At 63.5% G+C, this 16,032-nt stretch carries 17 protein-coding genes; 11 read left to right on the forward strand and 6 right to left on the reverse strand.

The features are described from left to right. Nucleotides 1-17 precede the first annotated feature (17 nt). The 5 genes from CAG34_RS22235 to CAG34_RS22255 all read left to right on the forward strand — a co-directional run bounded on the left by CAG34_RS22235 (nt 18) and on the right by CAG34_RS22255 (nt 3,967). Nucleotides 18-803 carry a MetQ/NlpA family ABC transporter substrate-binding protein gene (locus CAG34_RS22235; RefSeq protein ID WP_085592426.1) on the forward strand — a complete coding sequence of 262 codons (786 nt, stop codon included), beginning with the start codon at nt 18-20 and terminating at the stop codon, nt 801-803. A gap of 219 nt (nt 804-1,022) precedes the next feature. Beyond that, nucleotides 1,023-1,688, forward strand: a complete 666-nt coding sequence (locus CAG34_RS22240; protein ID WP_085592491.1) for an amino acid ABC transporter permease — start codon at nt 1,023-1,025, stop codon at nt 1,686-1,688. Continuing rightward, nucleotides 1,669-2,328 carry an amino acid ABC transporter permease gene (locus CAG34_RS22245; RefSeq protein ID WP_025341019.1) on the forward strand — a complete coding sequence of 220 codons (660 nt, stop codon included), beginning with the start codon at nt 1,669-1,671 and terminating at the stop codon, nt 2,326-2,328. Before CAG34_RS22240 ends, CAG34_RS22245 begins: the two co-directional genes overlap by 20 nt. Further along, nucleotides 2,325-3,098 (forward strand): amino acid ABC transporter ATP-binding protein, encoded by a 774-nt coding sequence (locus CAG34_RS22250; RefSeq protein ID WP_085592428.1) that lies wholly within the window; start codon nt 2,325-2,327, stop codon nt 3,096-3,098. Before CAG34_RS22245 ends, CAG34_RS22250 begins: the two co-directional genes overlap by 4 nt. Beyond that, nucleotides 3,095-3,967, forward strand: coding sequence for a transporter substrate-binding domain-containing protein (locus tag CAG34_RS22255; RefSeq protein WP_015272203.1), 873 nt, complete (start codon nt 3,095-3,097; stop codon nt 3,965-3,967). The genes CAG34_RS22250 and CAG34_RS22255 overlap by 4 nt, the downstream gene beginning before the upstream one ends. A gap of 123 nt (nt 3,968-4,090) precedes the next feature. Here the strand turns inward: CAG34_RS22255 and CAG34_RS22260 are convergent, their stop codons facing one another. After that, nucleotides 4,091-4,909 (reverse strand): alpha/beta fold hydrolase, encoded by an 819-nt coding sequence (locus tag CAG34_RS22260; protein ID WP_085592493.1) that lies wholly within the window; start codon nt 4,907-4,909, stop codon nt 4,091-4,093. Between the two features lie 151 nt (nt 4,910-5,060). Then, the gene (locus tag CAG34_RS22265; RefSeq protein WP_085592430.1) at nt 5,061-7,424 is read right to left on the reverse strand and encodes a penicillin acylase family protein; all 2,364 of its coding nucleotides are present in this window, start codon (nt 7,422-7,424) and stop codon (nt 5,061-5,063) included. Between the two features lie 86 nt (nt 7,425-7,510). On the opposite strand from CAG34_RS22265, the gene CAG34_RS22270 reads away from it, so the two are divergent. After that, entirely contained in the window at nt 7,511-8,077 is a 567-nt protein-coding gene (locus tag CAG34_RS22270; protein WP_085592432.1) for a sugar O-acetyltransferase, read from the forward strand. On the opposite strand, the gene CAG34_RS22275 is transcribed toward CAG34_RS22270, so the two are convergent. After that, nucleotides 8,056-8,625, reverse strand: coding sequence for a DUF6436 domain-containing protein (locus CAG34_RS22275; RefSeq protein ID WP_085592434.1), 570 nt, complete (start codon nt 8,623-8,625; stop codon nt 8,056-8,058). The genes CAG34_RS22270 and CAG34_RS22275 overlap by 22 nt on opposite strands. 215 nt (nt 8,626-8,840) lie before the next feature. On the opposite strand from CAG34_RS22275, the gene CAG34_RS22280 reads away from it, so the two are divergent. After that, the gene (locus CAG34_RS22280) at nt 8,841-9,767 is read left to right on the forward strand and encodes an alpha/beta hydrolase (RefSeq protein ID WP_031325369.1); all 927 of its coding nucleotides are present in this window, start codon (nt 8,841-8,843) and stop codon (nt 9,765-9,767) included. On the opposite strand, the gene CAG34_RS22285 is transcribed toward CAG34_RS22280, so the two are convergent. After that, nucleotides 9,768-10,520: a DUF2059 domain-containing protein gene (locus CAG34_RS22285; protein WP_003258544.1), complete on the reverse strand. Its 753-nt coding sequence runs from the start codon at nt 10,518-10,520 to the stop codon at nt 9,768-9,770. It abuts the gene before it with no gap. A 113-nt stretch (nt 10,521-10,633) separates the two neighbouring features. Between CAG34_RS22285 and CAG34_RS22290 the strand changes: the two genes are divergently transcribed. Beyond that, on the forward strand, nt 10,634-11,266 hold the full coding sequence (locus CAG34_RS22290; protein WP_084785356.1) for a 2OG-Fe(II) oxygenase: 633 nt from the start codon (nt 10,634-10,636) through the stop codon (nt 11,264-11,266). Continuing rightward, on the forward strand, nt 11,253-11,756 hold the full coding sequence (locus CAG34_RS22295; RefSeq protein WP_085592436.1) for a DUF523 domain-containing protein: 504 nt from the start codon (nt 11,253-11,255) through the stop codon (nt 11,754-11,756). Before CAG34_RS22290 ends, CAG34_RS22295 begins: the two co-directional genes overlap by 14 nt. 122 nt (nt 11,757-11,878) lie before the next feature. On the opposite strand, the gene CAG34_RS22300 is transcribed toward CAG34_RS22295, so the two are convergent. Beyond that, entirely contained in the window at nt 11,879-12,367 is a 489-nt protein-coding gene (locus tag CAG34_RS22300) for an ABC transporter substrate-binding protein (RefSeq protein ID WP_085592439.1), read from the reverse strand. Between the two features lie 223 nt (nt 12,368-12,590). Here CAG34_RS22300 and CAG34_RS22305 point away from each other — a divergent pair, with 223 nt between their 5' ends. Then, nucleotides 12,591-13,067: a DUF4399 domain-containing protein gene (locus CAG34_RS22305; RefSeq protein ID WP_085592441.1), complete on the forward strand. Its 477-nt coding sequence runs from the start codon at nt 12,591-12,593 to the stop codon at nt 13,065-13,067. Nucleotides 13,068-13,233: 166 nt separating this feature from the next. Here the strand turns inward: CAG34_RS22305 and serA are convergent, their stop codons facing one another. Beyond that, on the reverse strand, nt 13,234-14,463 hold the full coding sequence (gene serA / locus CAG34_RS22310) for a phosphoglycerate dehydrogenase (RefSeq protein WP_003258542.1): 1,230 nt from the start codon (nt 14,461-14,463) through the stop codon (nt 13,234-13,236). 170 nt (nt 14,464-14,633) lie between these two features. Here serA and CAG34_RS22315 point away from each other — a divergent pair, with 170 nt between their 5' ends. Next, on the forward strand, nt 14,634-16,031 hold the full coding sequence (locus CAG34_RS22315; RefSeq protein ID WP_085592443.1) for an FAD-binding oxidoreductase: 1,398 nt from the start codon (nt 14,634-14,636) through the stop codon (nt 16,029-16,031). The last annotated feature ends 1 nt before the right edge of the window (nt 16,032 follow it).

Genomic DNA, 16,032 nt, shown 5'->3' on the forward strand with positions numbered 1-16,032 from the left:
CCAGAACAAGGACCACCATGAAGAAGACCCTGCTGACCACTGCCCTGGCTGCTGCCCTGTCGTTTGCCGGCCTGGCTGCCGCCGCCGAGAAACTGGTGGTTGCCGCCACCCCGGTACCGCACGCCGAAATCCTCGAGCTGATCAAGCCGACCCTGGCCAAGGAAGGTGTGGACCTGCAGATCAAGGTATTCACCGATTACGTGCAGCCGAACGTGCAGGTTGACCAGAAGCGCCTGGACGCCAACTACTTCCAGACCCTGCCGTACCTGCAGAACTTCAACGAAGGCAAGGGCACCCACCTGGATACCGTGGTCGGCGTGCACGTCGAACCCTTCGGTGGTTACTCGAAGAAGGTCAAGAGCCTGAGCGAACTGAAAGAAGGCGCTACCGTTGCCATCCCTAACGAGGGCAGCAACAGCGGCCGCGCCCTGCTGCTGTTGCAGAAGGCTGGCCTGATCACCCTGAAGGATCCGAAGAACGCCCTGGCCACCCCCAAGGACATTGCCGAGAACCCGAAGAAGCTGAAGTTCCGCGAGCTTGAGTCGGCCATGCTGCCGCGCGTGCTGGACCAGGTCGATCTGGACATGATCAACACCAACTACGCCCTGGAAGCCGGCTTGAACCCGGCCAAGGACGCACTGGTGATCGAAGGCAGCGACTCGCCATACGTGAACTTCCTGGTCGCCCGCCCGGACAACAAGGACAGCGAAGCCATCCAGAAACTGGCCAAGGCCCTGACCAGCCCGGAAGTGAAGGAATTCATCGCCAAGAAGTACCAAGGTGCGGTGCTGCCGGCGTTCTGATGCGCTTGCATTACCTTGCATGACCCAACGCCGACACCCTTGTGTCGGCGTTTTTGTTTGTGGCGCAGGACCCTGTGGGAGCGGGCGCGCCCGCTCCCACAGGGTCCCTGCGCGACGTCTCGGTGATATGTTTATTCTACAAAGGTATTTATCAAAAAGTTTTTAGATCATTAGAGTCTAGCTATCGTGCCCACGCGCACCCTGCAGACCTGCTTCACCATGACCCTCGACACCGCATTCATCCTCGGCACGCTGCCCGCCTTCCTCAAGGCCGTGGGCGTGACCCTGCAGGTCGGCCTGATCGCCATCGCCACCTCGCTGCTGGTCGCCCTGGTCAACGCCACACTGCTGGTATTACGCACCCCGTACCTGTGGTGCCTGGTAAAAGCCTACGTGGAGCTGGCCCGCAACACGCCGCTGCTGATCCAGCTGTTCTTCGTCTACTTCGCCTTGCCCAGCCTGGGCCTGAAGATTTCCGGCTTTGCCGCAGCGATCATCACCATGACCTTCATGGGCGGTGCCTACCTCACCGAGGTGCTGCGTGCCGGCATCGAGGCCGTGCCCCGTGCCCAGCTGGAGTCCGGGCGCTCCATCGGCCTGTCCAAAGGCCAGTTGCTGCGCCATGTGGTGTTGCCCCAGGCCGGCATCCTCAGCCTGCCGGCACTGTTCGCCAACTTCATCTTCCTGCTCAAGGAAACCACCGTAGTGTCGGCGGTGGCCGTGCCGGAAATTCTCTACACCACCAAGAACTACATCGCGCTGTACTACAAGACGTATGAAATGCTCACCGTGCTGACCCTGCTCTGTGTGCTGCTGTTCCTGCCGCTGTCCCTGCTGCTGCGCTATGTCGAAAGGAGGCTGCAACATGGCCAGTTCGGCGTCTGAACTGCTGCTGCAGGCATTGCCGCAGCTGGCTGGCGGTGCGGCGCAGACCCTGGCCATCTCTGCGCTGGGCATCCTCTTCGCGACGCTGGGCGGTGTGCTCTATGGCGTGCTGGCAACCTTGGGCAACCGGGCCCTGAACATTGCCTTGCAGGTGTACCTGGAGCTGTTCCGTGCCATCCCCGTGCTGGTCTGGCTGTACCTGGTGTTCTTCGGCCTGCCGATCTTCCTGGCCTTGAGCATCCCCAGCTTCTGGTGCGCGGTGCTGGTGCTGGGCCTGTGGGGCGCCAGCGAGGTGGGCGAGGTGGTGCGTGGCGCGCTGCGCTCGCTGCCTCGCGGCCAGCGCGAGGCGGGGTTGTCGATCGGCCTGGCCGGCTGGCAGCTGTATGGCTACGTGCTGTTGCCACAGGCGCTCAAGCGCATGACCCCGCCGACCATCAACATTTACACGCGGATCATCAAGACCAGCTCGCTGGCGGTGCTGATCGGCGTGGTCGAGGTAATCAAGGCCGGCCAGCAGATCATCGAACGCACCTACGAGTCGGTGCTGATCTACGGCGCCTTGTTCCTGTTCTTCTTCATCGTCTGCTATCCGCTGTCCGCCGCTTCACGCGTGCTGGAACGCCGCTGGGCCCACTCATGAGCGCATTGATCGAATTCCAGGGTTTCAACAAGTTCTTTGGCGAGCACCAGGTGCTCAAGGACGTTGACCTCCAGGTGGCGGCCGGCGAGGTGGTGGTCATCCTCGGCCCCAGTGGTTGTGGCAAAAGCACGCTGCTGCGCTGCCTCAACGGCCTGGAGCAGGCCCACGGCGGCCACCTGCGCCTGGCCGGGCAGGAGCTGCTCGACCCGCGCACCGATTGGCGCGAAATCCGCCAGCGGGTCGGCATGGTGTTCCAGAGCTATCACCTGTTCGGTCACATGAGCGTGATCGACAACCTGCTGCTTGGCCCGCTCAAGGTGCAAAGGCGCGAGCGCGCCGAAGCCCAGGCCCAGGCCGAGGCGCTGCTGGCGCGGGTCGGCCTGCTGGACAAGCGCGACGCCTTTCCCCGGCAGTTGTCCGGGGGCCAGCAACAGCGCATCGCCATCGTGCGTTCGCTGTGCATGAACCCCGAGGTAATGCTGTTCGACGAGGTTACCGCAGCCCTCGACCCGGAAATGGTCAAGGAGGTGCTGCAGGTGATCCAGGGCCTGGCCCGCGACGGCATGACCTTGCTCATCGTTACCCACGAAATGACCTTCGCTCGCGCGGTGGCCGACCGCATCGTGTTCATGGAGGCCGGCAGGATCCTTGAACAGGGCGACCCCGAGAGCTTCTTCACACGACCGCGGACCGCACGCGCGCAGCAGTTCCTGGAGAAATTCTCCTTCGTAGAAAGCCTGCCGAAGACACTGCACAAGGAACTGTCATGAAAACTGCCAACCTCACCAAACTGCTGGCGCCGTTGTTCGGCCTGGCCTTGCTGGCCGGCTGCAACAAGGCTGAAGAACCACCCAAGCCCGCGGCGGCCTCGCCGGCCACCAGCTACCTGGAAACCATCAAGGCCCGCGACAAGCTGATTGTCGGGGTGTTCACCGACAAGCCGCCGTTCGGTTTCGTCGATGAGCAGGGCCGCTACGTGGGCTTTGATACCGATATCGGCCGGCGCCTGGCCAAGGACCTGCTGGGTGATGAAAACAAGGTCGAGTTCGTTGCCGTGGAGCCGGCCAGCCGTATCCCGTTCCTGCAGAGCGACAAGGTCGACCTGATCCTCGCCAACATGACCGTGACCCCGGAGCGCAAGGAAGCGGTGGACTTCACCAACCCCAACCTGCGCGTTGCCGTGCAGGCCATCGTCGCGGATGGCAGCCCGGTGCAGAAGCTCGATGACCTGGCCGACAAGACCATCATCGTCACCACCGGCACTACCGCTGATATCTGGCTGACCAAGAACCACCCGGACTGGAAACTGCTCAAGTTCGAGAAGAACAGCGAGTCGCTGCAGGCGCTGGCCACCGGGCGTGGCGATGCCTATGCGCAGGACAACCTGATTCTGTTCAGCTGGGCCAAGCAGAACCCGGGGTACCGCGTGCTGCCTGAGCTGCTGGGTGACGAGGCACCGATTGCACCGGCGGTGAAAAAGGGCAACACCGAGCTGCGTGACTGGGTGAATGCCGAGCTGGCCAAGCTGGGGGAGGAGAAGTTTCTGCTGAAGCTGTATGACCAGTATGTGCGCAAGGAACTGAGCGATGACACCAAGCCGGAAAGCGTGATTGTGGAAGGGGGCAAGTGGCAGGGGTGACTGTGCCATTGGGGCTGCTTTGCAGCCCTTCGCGGGCTTGCCCGCTCCCACATTGATCGGCGTATGCAGGGCCCTGTGGGAGCGGGCGAGCCCGCGAAGGGCCGTCAGGTGGCCCCAATGACTTCAACGGTTACGCGGTAGCCAGTTCAGCAAGAATTCATTCACCACCCGCGGGTTCTCCAGGCTGGAGATATGCCCCGCAAACGGAATCTGCGCCGCCAGGCAACCAATGATCCGCGCCATTTCATTGGACTCTTCCGGCGGCCGCGGAATGTCCTGGTCGCCGCACATCAGGATGGTTCTCTCGCTCGGCAGCTGCTCGAGTTGCTCCAGCAGGTCGTGTCGTCCAAAGATTATCCGCCCCATGGGATCGAGGCTCTCGCGAATGGTTTGTGCACTGCTTGCCTTCAGCTGAGCACGAAACCGCTCACGGATTTCAGGCACGGTCTGGCCGCCTGCGTGGAAAAAAATAGGCACGATGATGTCGAGCAGCAGGTCGCTGAATTCGCCGGCTTCGCTGGCGGCATCCAGCAAGGCGAAGTACTTGAGCCGAGTCTCCTCCGGCTCGGCGCCCAGGTAAGTGTCCATGAGCACCAGGCGATCAATTCGTTCAGGGTGGGTAGCAGCCAGCGGTGCCCCCCACATACCGCCTACCGACAGCCCGACCAGGTGGCACTTGGTAATTTCCAGTTTGTCCAGCAACGTCAGGTGCTGGTGGACCAGGCTGTTCATGTCGATGGTCGTGGCAGGCGGAGCATCGGAGCCGCCGTGGCCCCACAGCTCGGGGACGATGACGCGGAAGTGTGCTGACAAGGCTTCGATTTGTGGCTGCCACATCTCGGCGGACCACAGGTAGCTGTGGCTGAGCAGGACCGGGAAACCCTGGCCCTGATCGATGTAGCTCATGCGGGCGCCGTCGATTTCGATGAAGTGTCTTTGCATGCAGTGGGTCTCGGCTGGAAGTGTTGTAGGGAATTCGAAAATGTCGGGGGCCGCTTTGCGGCCCATTCGCAGCACAAGGCTGCTCCTACAGGGGATTGCGGTCTCTTGTAGGAGCAGCCTTGTGCTGCGAATGGGCTGCATGGCAGCTCCTTTACTGAGCTGGCACCAGACGCAAGGTACTCTGCGCCGGAATCACCCCCATCTGTGCCTTCTGGTACTGCCCCTGCACATACCCTTCGGCCTGATCCGCAAAATGCCTGTCGAACGGCACGCCACTCTGCCCGACCGGGTTGGTGGTCAGCGCCTGCCCGGCGTCGGCAAAGTCGACCAGCCGCCGCGTCGACGGCCCATAGGTCACCGGCCATGGCGCCGGGCCGATCTTCGCCGAGAGGTTGTTCGGCACTTCATGGGTGCCCGGTGCGGCGAACGGGCCGACGTTGAACAGCAGGTTCAGCGGCTTTTTAACCCCCAGCGGGTGGTTGTGGGTCAGGGTATGGGCCTTGCCCCACTGCCAGCTGGCCGGGTCACTGCCCAGGGTCTCCCGCAGGTGCTTCAAGCTGTTCTGCCACGCCGTGCGCACCACGGCGGTACGGTCGGTGCGCTGGTTGGCTCCGCGGGTGTTCCACCACGGCGAATCGGCATCCGCCGCCAGGCGCGGCAGGGCTGCGTCGATGGCGCGGGTGCTGATAAGTACCGGGAACCAGGTGTCGCCCAGCTCGTCGTGCAGGGCCGCGAATGCCAGCTCGTAGAGGAACTGGTTGAACAGCGTGGCACTGGTCGAGTCGAGCGGGTAGTCGCCGCTCCAGGCTGCCAGTTGCTCGACCAGTTCCTTCTCTTCGTCACCTTCGGCCACTGCGCGCAGCGTTGCCAGCAGTGGTGCAAGGGTGCGCGGGCCATGGTCGCTGGCAGTGTCCAGCTGCAGCGCCTGGCTGTTTTGGATATCCCACTTCACCTCGGGGTTGGCCAGGTGGCGGTCGAGCTGGCGGCCTCGGTCCGGCAGGTTGTAGTAACCGGGTATCGGCACCGCCGCCGGAGGCTGGTAGTTGGCCGAGACAATGTAGCCGCGCGCCGGGTTCTCCTGCTGCGGGTTGACGCTGAAGGGATAGAAGCCGAGCTTGTCGGCCTGCGCACTGGCACCGTCAAGGATGAACGCGGGGTCGACGCCGTCGGGGCGGATCGGCAACTGCGCCGCCGCCCACCAGCCGATATCGCCACGGGCATTGGCCCACACCAGGTTCAGCCCCGGCGCATGCACCTTGGCCGCGGCCTCGCGCATCTTGCCCAGGGTATCGGCGCGGTTGAGCTGGTAGAACCCGTCCAGGATCGGGTTTTCGGTCTCCAGGAATGCCCACCACATGGCGATTGGCGTGGGCCCGGCAGTGGCGCCCAGCACGTCGTTGACGATCGGGCCATGGGGCGAGCGGCGCAGGCTGAGGGTGACCGGTGCTTCGCCTTTGACGGCAATCTGTTGCTCGGTCTTTTCCAGCGCCTGCCATTTGCCATCGACCATCACCTGGTTGGCGTCGGCCGGGTTGATGCGCTCGGCGATCAGGTCGACGTCGTCGTTCTGGAACATGGTCAGGCTCCAGCCGAAGTCGCGGTTGTGGCCGAGCAGGGCGAACGGGTTGAGCGCCTGGAAGTAGCCATACAGATTGAAGCCCGGCGCCGACAGCTCTGCCTCGTACCACACCGCCGGCACCGCAAAACCGATGTGCGGGTCGCCGGCCAGCAGCGGCCGGCCGCTGCGGGTGCGGCTGCCGGCCACGGCCCAGGCGTTGCTGCCCTCGAATTGCGGGATGCCCGCATCGCCCAGCGCGTCATGGCTGAGGCGGGCGAGGGCCTCCAGGCTTTGCCAGTCGGCAGCGGCTAGCGGTGTACTCAAGGCGCCCTCGGGCTGCCAGGCGAGATCGAAGATGTTCAGGTACTCAGGGCCCAGCTGGTCGCGGATGTAGGTCAGCGCGGGCTCGGTGCGAAACGCGGCGGCAAAGCTGTAGGCCAGGTAGCCGGCGATGCTCAGGGTGTCTTCGGCGCTGAATGGGCGCGGGGTAATGCCGAGCAGGTCGAATTCCATGGGCTTGGGGTGGCTGGCCTGCCAGCTGTTCACCCCGTCGAGGTAGGCTTGCAGGGCTTGCCAGGCGGGCGATTGCCGGTCCTGACGCTTGGCCATCAGTGCTGCCTGTTCGCGAATGCGCAGGCTGCGGAACAGGGTGTCGGTGGGCAGCAGCTTGTCGCCCAGCACCTCGGCCAGCTCACCCCGGGCCAGGCGGCGCAGGATCTCCATCTGGAACAGCCGGTCCTGGGCATGCACGTAACCGAGGGCACGGTACAGGTCCGGCTCGCTCTGCGCCTGCAGATGCGGCACGCCGCGGGCATCGTAACGCACGCTGACCGGCGCCTGCAGGCCGGCGATGGCCACCTCGCCCTCGCGTTGCGGCAGCTTTCCCTGCACGTACCAGTATCCGGCGCCAGCGGCCACGGCAACCACCACGGCCAACAGGGTCAGGCTGCGCTTCATGCAGGCTCCTTGTGCGTTCAAGCGAAAAATGTGGTCCGATGATCGGCGGATTCGCGAACAGAGCATAGCCCCAGGAAGGAGTTTCCATGTCCCTCAGCGAAAAACAGAAAATGCTTACAGGCCAGCTCTATCACGCTGGCTGCCCCGAGCTGCAGGCCGAGCAGATCGCCAACAAGCACTGGATGCACCGCTACAACAGCAGTGTCGAGTTGCTCAACGACGCACGTCATGGGCTCCTGGTAGAGCACTTTGGCCAGGTCGGCGAAGGCGCGGTGATCCGCCCGCCGTTCTATTGCGACTATGGCTACAACATCAGCGTCGGCCGCAATACCTTCATGAATTTCAACTGCGTGATCCTCGATGTGCTGCCGGTGCGTATCGGTGATGACTGCCAGATCGGCCCCAACGTGCAGATCTATACCGCCGACCACCCGCTCGACCCCGAGGTGCGCTGCACAGGGCTGGAGAGTGGCCGGCCGGTGACTATCGGCAACAACGTGTGGATCGGCGGCGCGGCGATCATCCTGCCGGGGGTGACCATTGGCGATAACGCCGTGGTAGGTGCCGGTAGTGTGGTCACCCGTGACGTGCCGGCAGGCGCGGTGGTGGTGGGCAACCCTGCGCGAGTGCGTCAGCCGGCCCAGGGGCAGTAGCAGCTTACCGCCAGGGTATTGGAGGCACTCACCTGGCGGCCGTCGAGCAGTGCCTTGAGGATCGGCTCGATGAAGCTGTTGCTGGCATTGCACACGGCGCCTTCGCTGTAGGGGCCGAAGTAGGCCAGGTGGCCTTGCCGGTCCCAGATCGCCACGGCCGGGGAGGCGGGCAGATGTTCGCTGCCGGGCACGCTGGCGAGTGGCTTGAGGGCGGTGAGGTTGGCGGGCAGCTGGCCGTGGCTGTCGGGCTTTTGCAGTACGTGGAAGGTCACGCCCTGGCTGGCGAACTGGTTGACCAGGTCGCCCAGGTGCTGCTGGTTACCGACGTTGCACGGGCAGGCCGGGTCCCAGAAGTGCACTACCCGGATCGGGCCGGGGCCGGCCAGCTCGGGCGGCAACTGCAGCTGGCTGCCGTCGAACAGCGTGGCCTGGTTGTCGAACGGGCGCAGGTAGCGGGCCTGGAAGGTGGTGTAGGCCTGCCAGACCAAAGTGGTGCAGAGCAGCAAGGCGAGGGCGATCAGGACTGGTTTGGCAAGGCGGGTCGGCATGGATGTCTGTGGGTTTCTTGTGTGGGTTCACTGGCCCTATCGCCGGCAAGCCAGCTCCCACAGGATATCACCAGGCCTGAGGCCGGTAGGCAACCTGTGGGAGCTGGCTTGCCGGCGATAGGGCCGGTACAGGTGACACATAGTCCAAGCTTGCCACGACGCCAGCCAGAGCTGAATATCCCAGATCAATACTTGCTTCACTGTGGATGTACCCGATGCCCGCTGCCTTTCACCCCGACCTACTGCGCACCAGCCTGGCGCCGTTGACCGCTCGCCAGCCGTTGTCGGCGCAGGCGCAGGACTACCAGCGCTTCTATGGCCTGAACCTGTCGGCCCACAGCTGGCTGGGCGGCTTCCAGGCCGCAGGCTTCGAGCTGGTCGGGCAGGCCTGGCTACCCGAGCAGCCGAGCGCGACGCTGTTCCTGCTGCACGGCTATTACGACCATATGGGTCTCTACCGGCATGTGATCGATTGGGCGCTCAAACAGGGTTTCGCCGTGATCAGTTGCGACCTGCCCGGCCATGGCCTGTCCAGCGGCGAGCGGGCCAGCATCAGTGATTTCGCGGTTTACCAGCAAGTGCTGGAGGCTTTGTTCGAACAGGCGCGCACGCTGCAACTGCCGCGCCCCTGGCACCTTTGCGGGCAAAGCACCGGTGGCGCCATCGCCGTGGACCACCTGTTGTACCAGGGCGCGCGCAGCCCCATCGATGGCCAGGTCATCCTGTTGGCGCCGCTGGTGCGGCCCTGTGCCTGGCGCTGGTCGAAGCTGAGCTATCGCGTGTTGCGTCACTTCGTGAATGGCATCGAGCGGCGCTTCAGCGAGAACACCAATGACCCGACCTTCCTGCCGTTCCTCGAAGCCGACCCGCTGCAACCGCGCCGTCTGCCAACGGCCTGGGTGGGTGCCTTGATTGCCTGGGTCAAACGCATCGAGGCCGCGCCGCGCAGCACGCGGCGGCCGTTGATCGTGCAAGGAGAGGCGGATGGCACAGTGGACTGGCCCTACAACCTCGAAGTGCTCAAGGCCAAGTTTGCCGAGCCGCAGATTCTGATGCTGCCCGAGGCCCGTCACCACCTGGCCAACGAGCTGCCGGGCATTCGCCAGCGCTACTTCGACTTCATCGATCAGCGCCTGGGCTGATCACTTCAGGTCGCTGCTGCTCTGGCCAACCGCCAGGCCTGCGCGAACTGCGGCCAGGGCGGCCTGGTAGTAAGCCTTGCCGTCTGGCGACTCGGCAAAGGTGGCGAACTCTTCCAGCTCGGCATCGGACAGGTCGCGATAGACATACAGCAGGGTGTTGTTGAGGTCTTCGCCGATCTGGCCCATCAGGCGCTGGCGCTGGCCGTCGAGCAGGTTCTGGGCCTGACCGCCGCCGAACAGGCCGGGGATCATCGAGCTGAGGCTGTCGGCCGCCACGCCGGCGATGGCCAGGCTCACTTCGGCGCCGGCTTCGCGCGCCGGCAGGGCCTGGGCCAGGTGGCCGATTATTAGCAGGCGGTCATCGCTGGCCTGGATCTTCGGCAAGCCCTTGGCATTCCTGGCCAGTTCGTCCTTGCGGGTGGCCTTGAGCTCCGCAGCCACCACCTTGCGCCCCAGCGGCGACCGGAAGAAGGCCAGCGCCGGTGCCGGGTTGGCCAAGGTTGCGCGCAGCTGCGCCTGGGCGCGACGGTCCACCGCCTGGGCCTGGAAGCGCTGGTTGCTGTTGTTTACCAGCGCCTGGTACACGGCGGGTGGCAAACTGTTGCGGTAGCGTTCCTGGGCGGCGGTCAGGGCATCATTGAAATGGGCGCGCTGGTCGGGCCAGCCGGCAGCCTTGTACAGTTGATCCAGGTTGTCTGCCCAGACAGGCACGGTGCAGATCATCAGCAGAATCAGGGAAAACAGACGGCGCATTCAGGACTCCTGTCGGCAGGTGGCTATTGTCCGTGGCCGGGCGCCGGTTTGTCGAGATATCCGCGTGCTTCTCGGCCAAGTGGCGCTGTGCGCCGGCATGGCTAATGGATATGATGCGCGCCATGCACATCTCCCCTGAACACCCGATGCTTGCGGCCGTCGTCGACGATCTGGTCACCCATGGCTGGTCCCAGCAGGCGCTTTTTCTGCCTGCCGACCTGGTGCGCGCGCTCGCGGCCGAGTGCCGGCGCCGTGATGCCGAAGGCGAACTCAACCCTGCAGGGGTTGGGCGCGGTGCTGCCCAGGAGGTGCGCGAGGCCATTCGCGGCGACCAGATCCAGTGGATCGACCCTGGCCAGGCCGAGGCCTGCGACCAGTACCTGAGCGCCATGGACCAGCTGCGCCAGGCCATCAACCAGGGCCTGTTCCTCGGCCTGGAAGACTTCGAATGCCATTTTGCCTTGTACCCGCCAGGGGCGTTTTATCGCCGGCACCTGGACCGCTTCCGCGATGATGACCGGCGCATGGTGTCGGCAGTCCTGTACCTGAATGAAGGCTGGCAGCCGCAGGACGGTGGCCAGTTGCGCATGTTCCTGGCGGACGGTGTCGAGCATGATGTCGAGCCGGTGGCGGGCTGCCTGGTGGTGTTCCTGTCGGGCGAGGTGCCCCATGAGGTGCTGCCGGCAGGGCGTGAGCGGCTTTCGTTGACCGGCTGGTTCCGGCGCCGTGGCAATGACCCCTTCTGACCTGCCCAAGGTGCTGGTCAGCGCCTGCCTGCTGGGGCAGCCGGTGCGCTATGACGGCCGCGCCAGTGGCCACCCCGACCTGTTGCAGCGCTGGCAGGCCGAAGGGCGCGTGGTGCCGTTGTGCCCGGAAGTGGCGGGTGGCTTGCCGACCCCACGGCCGCCTGCAGAGATACCGGGCGGGCAGGGTGGGGAGGTGCTCGACGGTGGCGCGCAGGTGCTGACGGTGACGGGCGAGGATGTCAGCGCCGAGTTCCTGGCTGGGGCGCAGCGGGCGCTGGAGCTGGTGCACCGGCATGGCATTCGTGTGGCCGTGCTGAAGGCTGGAAGCCCTTCGTGTGGCAACCGGTTGACCTATGACGGCACGTTCAGTGGTGTGAAGGTGGCCGGAGAAGGGGTGACCACGGCATTGCTGCGGCGGGCGGGGGTGCTGGTGTTCAGCGAGCTGGAGCTGGCCGAGGCACAGCAGGCTCTGATTGAGTTTTCTGCTTGAACCTGTACTGGCCTCTTCGCGGGCTCGCCCGCTCCCACAGGGATAGCACCTGCTCCCGGGCCTGTGATTAACCTGTGGGAGCGGGCGTGCCCGCGAAGAGGCCAGTACAGGCAATAAAGCGCTTACTGCCCGGACGCAGTCTCAGGCACACCCTTGAACCACTTCTGCTCAAGCTCGGCAGTCCGCCCGCTGTCCTTGAGCCGCTGCAGTGCATTGTTCACCGCGCTCTCGAACGCCGGGTTGTCCTTCTGGAACGGGATCACCAGCTGCTTCTCGCCAAACGGCAGGCTCACATCGAGCTGGCCGTCACCTTTGGGCGATTCGCTCGACGGGGTCAGTGCGATGTCGTACTTGCCACTCTCGACACCGGGCAGTACCTCTGCCGCAGGGGCTTCGATGAACTCGGCGCGCAGGTCCAGTTCCTTGGCCAGGTCCTGGCCAAACTCGATCTCGAAACCGGTCAGGTGGTCATTTTCCTTGAATGCGTACGGCGAGTTGTCGGCCTGTACGGCAATGCGCAGTTCGCCCCGGTCGGCAATTTCGTCTATCAGCTCGGCCTGAGCCAATGGCGTGATCAGTACCGCCAGCATTACTCCGATGATCGAACGCATTAAAGCCCCTTTCTCTTTGGCAGATGAATAACCTTCGCCACGGCTTTCTTCCTCGCCGTGGTCGAGCGCAGCCTATGACCTTGAAGCCTCGGCATTGTTTAACCCGGATTGAAATATTTCTGCCTGACGATGTGAACATCTGGGCAAACATATCAACTAAGGTGAACCACCGCCGCCACTGGAATACTGGCGGCGGTCAATAAGTGAATCACAGGAGAAGTGAATGAACAGCCTATTTTCGCGTGCTGCCGTTGCTGGTCTGTTGATGGGAGCGTCAATGTTCGCCGGTGCCGCAGATGCCCTGAAGAGCCAGGAGCCGCCCAAGGATGCCAAGGTCTTCATCGTTTCCCCCGCCGATGGCGCCACGGTCGACAAGACCTTCACCGTCAAGTTCGGCATCGAGGGCATGGCGCTCAAGCCTGCGGGCGACAGCACCCCGCACACCGGGCACCACCACCTGCTGGTGGATGTGGATAAAGAGCCGGTGGCCGACATGGCGCTGCCATCCAGCCTGATGCCACAGGCCGGCACCGCATTGCCGGATGGCCCGCAAGTGCTGCACTTCGGCAAGGCGCAGACCGAAACCAGCATTACCCTGACCCCGGGCAAGCACACCCTGCAGCTGGTGCTGGGTGACCAGTATCACGTGCCGTTCAAGCCGAGCGTCGTGTCGCAGAAGATTACTGTCGACGTGAAATAGGTGTTGGGTTCTTCGCGGGTAAACCCGCTCCCACAGGATCCTGCAGGCCTTGAAACTTGTGGTGATCCTGTGGGAGCGGGCAAGCCCGCGAAGCAGGCGACACCAATGTCACAGGCAAAAAAAAGGGAGGCCACCGGGGCCTCCCTTTTTCATGCCGCCAGCGAACTTAGAACAGGACGCGGGAACGGATGGTGCCCTTGACCTGTTGCAGCTTCTCTTGCGCCAGGTCGGAGTACTCGGCGTCAACGTCGATCACCACGTAACCGACTTTCTCGTTGGTCTGCAGGAACTGACCGGAGATGTTGATGCCGTTCTCGGCGAAGACCTTGTTGATCTCGCTGAGCACGCCAGGGATGTTTTCGTGGATGTGCAGCAGGCGGTGCTTGCCTGGGTGCGCCGGCAGGGCAACTTCCGGGAAGTTGACCGAGGATACCGAGGTACCGTTGTCGCTGTACTTGACCAGTTTCTCGGCCACTTCCAGGCCGATGTTGGCCTGGGCTTCGGCAGTGGAACCACCGATGTGCGGGGTCAGGATCACGTTGTCCAGGCCACGCAGCGGGCTTTCGAACTGCTCGTCGTTGGAGCGCGGCTCCACCGGGAACACGTCGATGGCGGCGCCGATCAGGTGCTGGTCCTTGATGGCGGCGGCCAGGTGGTCCAGCTCGACCACGGTGCCGCGTGCGGCGTTGATCAGGATCGCGCCCTTCTTCATCGCGCGGATTTCCTTCTCGCCGATCATCCACTGGGTGGATGGCAGCTCAGGCACGTGCAGCGAAACGATGTCGGCCAGGCCCAGCAGCTCGTGCAGGCTGGTGACCTGCACGGCGTTGCCCAGTGGCAGCTTGGTCAGCGGGTCGTAGAAATACACCTGCATGCCCATGTTCTCGGCCAGGACCGACAGCTGGGTGCCGATCGAGCCGTAACCGACGATACCCAGCTTCTTGCCGCGGATTTCGAAGGAGTTGGCCGCGCTCTTGATCCAGCCGCCACGGTGGCAGGAAGCGTTCTTCTCGGGGATGCCGCGCAGCAGCAGGATGGCTTCGGCCAGTACCAGTTCGGCTACCGAACGGGTGTTGGAGTATGGCGCGTTGAACACGGCGATACCGCGCTCGCGGGCAGCTTCCAGGTCGACCTGGTTGGTGCCGATGCAGAAGCAGCCAACGGCGACCAGTTTCTTGGCGCAGTCGAAGATCTCTTCGGTCAGCTGGGTGCGCGAACGGATGCCGATGAAGTGGGCGTCGGCGATCTTTTCCTTCAGCTCGGCTTCCGGCAGCGAACCAGTGAGGTATTCGATGTTGGTGTAGCCGGCGGCCTTGAGGGTATCGACCGCGTTCTGGTGCACACCTTCAAGAAGAAGGAACCGGATCTTGCTCTTGTCGAGAGAAGTCTTGCTCATCTGCGTAAACCTGTATCCCGGAGAAAAAATGGCGAGGGTGATGCCAGGCGCAAAGGCAGCCTTAGCATGAACAGCGGGAGGGCTATGCTAGCATACGCGACACAATCTGAGCTTATCCCGACAGGTGAAGAGTGCTCAGGGTGACTATGAATAAGTCGAGAGTTCCAGCGATGACCCACCCCGCTGTTATTGATGAACTGATGACCCTTGTCGACCCTGGCAAGGTCCTGACCGACGCAGCTTCCCTGGAAGCCTATGGCAAGGACTGGACCAAGCATTACCCACCGGCGCCCAGCGCCATCGTCTTCCCCAAGACGGTGGAGCAGGTGCAGGCGATCGTGCGCTGGGCCAATACGCACAAGGTGGCGCTGGTGCCGTCGGGCGGGCGTACCGGGCTTTCCGCAGGCGCCGTGGCGGCCAATGGCGAAGTGGTGGTCGCCTTCGATTACATGAACCAGATTCTCGGCTTCAATGCCTTCGACCGCACCGTAGTCTGCCAGCCAGGGGTGATTACCCGCCAGCTGCAGGCCTACGCCGAAGAACAGGGCCTGTATTACCCGGTGGACTTCGCCTCCAGCGGCTCCAGCCAGATTGGCGGCAATATCGGCACCAATGCCGGCGGGATCAAGGTGATTCGCTACGGCATGACCCGCAACTGGGTGGCCGGGCTGAAAGTGGTCACCGGCAAGGGTGAGCTGCTGGAGCTGAACAAGGACCTGATCAAGAACGCCACCGGCTACGACTTGCGCCAGCTGTTCATCGGTGCCGAAGGTACCCTGGGCTTTGTGGTCGAGGCCACCATGCGTCTGGACCGTGCGCCGCGCAACCTCACCGCGATGGTGCTGGGGACCCCGGATTTCGACTCGATCATGCCGGTGCTGCATGCCTTCCAGGGCAAGCTGGACCTGACCGCCTTCGAGTTCTTTTCCGACAAGGGCCTGGCCAAGATCCTGGCGCGTGGCGATGTGCCGGCGCCGTTCGAGACCGACTGCCCGTTCTATGCGCTGCTGGAATTCGAGGCCAGCACCGAGGAGGTGGCCAACGAAGCCCTGGCCACCTTCGAGCACTGCGTCGAGCAAGGCTGGGTGCTGGACGGGGTGATGAGCCAGAGCGAGACCCAGCTGAAAAACCTGTGGAAACTGCGCGAATACCTGTCGGAAACCATCTCGCACTGGACACCGTACAAGAACGACATTTCTGTCACGGTATCGAAAGTGCCAGCGTTCCTGCGCGATATCGACGCCATCGTGGCGGAACATTACCCGGATTACGAAGTGGTGTGGTACGGCCACATCGGCGACGGCAACCTGCACCTGAACATCCTCAAGCCCGAGCACATGAGCAAGGATGACTTCTTCGCTTCGTGCACCAAGGTCAACAAGTGGGTGTTCGATATCGTCAAGCGCTACAACGGCTCGATCTCGGCCGAGCACGGCGTGGGCATGACCAAGCGAGACTACCTGGGCTACAGCCGCTCGCCCGAAGAAATCGCCTGCATGAAGGCAATAAAGGCCGTGTTCGACCCTAACGGCATCATGAATCCGGGTAAGATCTTCGCACCTGAATAGA

The sequence above is a fragment of the Pseudomonas sp. B14(2017) genome (genome assembly GCF_002113255.1).
Classification (GTDB): domain Bacteria; phylum Pseudomonadota; class Gammaproteobacteria; order Pseudomonadales; family Pseudomonadaceae; genus Aquipseudomonas; species Aquipseudomonas putida_Z.

Bases quoted from the DNA above. Each gene is read 5' to 3' on its own strand.
- serA (WP_003258542.1), bottom strand. From the start codon at position 14,463: ATGAGCAAGACTTCTCTCGACAAGAGCAAGATCCGGTTCCTTCTTCTT.
- CAG34_RS22275 (WP_085592434.1), bottom strand. From the start codon at position 8,625: ATGCCGACCCGCCTTGCCAAACCAGTCCTGATCGCCCTCGCCTTGCTG.
- CAG34_RS22290 (WP_084785356.1), top strand. From the start codon at position 10,634: ATGCGCGCCATGCACATCTCCCCTGAACACCCGATGCTTGCGGCCGTC.
- CAG34_RS22250 (WP_085592428.1), top strand. From the start codon at position 2,325: ATGAGCGCATTGATCGAATTCCAGGGTTTCAACAAGTTCTTTGGCGAG.
- CAG34_RS22265 (WP_085592430.1), bottom strand. From the start codon at position 7,424: ATGAAGCGCAGCCTGACCCTGTTGGCCGTGGTGGTTGCCGTGGCCGCT.
- CAG34_RS22300 (WP_085592439.1), bottom strand. From the start codon at position 12,367: ATGCGTTCGATCATCGGAGTAATGCTGGCGGTACTGATCACGCCATTG.
- CAG34_RS22295 (WP_085592436.1), top strand. From the start codon at position 11,253: ATGACCCCTTCTGACCTGCCCAAGGTGCTGGTCAGCGCCTGCCTGCTG.
- CAG34_RS22315 (WP_085592443.1), top strand. From the start codon at position 14,634: ATGACCCACCCCGCTGTTATTGATGAACTGATGACCCTTGTCGACCCT.
- CAG34_RS22280 (WP_031325369.1), top strand. From the start codon at position 8,841: ATGCCCGCTGCCTTTCACCCCGACCTACTGCGCACCAGCCTGGCGCCG.
- CAG34_RS22305 (WP_085592441.1), top strand. From the start codon at position 12,591: ATGAACAGCCTATTTTCGCGTGCTGCCGTTGCTGGTCTGTTGATGGGA.
- CAG34_RS22260 (WP_085592493.1), bottom strand. From the start codon at position 4,909: ATGCAAAGACACTTCATCGAAATCGACGGCGCCCGCATGAGCTACATC.
- CAG34_RS22235 (WP_085592426.1), top strand. From the start codon at position 18: ATGAAGAAGACCCTGCTGACCACTGCCCTGGCTGCTGCCCTGTCGTTT.
- CAG34_RS22255 (WP_015272203.1), top strand. From the start codon at position 3,095: ATGAAAACTGCCAACCTCACCAAACTGCTGGCGCCGTTGTTCGGCCTG.
- CAG34_RS22240 (WP_085592491.1), top strand. From the start codon at position 1,023: ATGACCCTCGACACCGCATTCATCCTCGGCACGCTGCCCGCCTTCCTC.
- CAG34_RS22270 (WP_085592432.1), top strand. From the start codon at position 7,511: ATGTCCCTCAGCGAAAAACAGAAAATGCTTACAGGCCAGCTCTATCAC.
- CAG34_RS22285 (WP_003258544.1), bottom strand. From the start codon at position 10,520: ATGCGCCGTCTGTTTTCCCTGATTCTGCTGATGATCTGCACCGTGCCT.
- CAG34_RS22245 (WP_025341019.1), top strand. From the start codon at position 1,669: ATGGCCAGTTCGGCGTCTGAACTGCTGCTGCAGGCATTGCCGCAGCTG.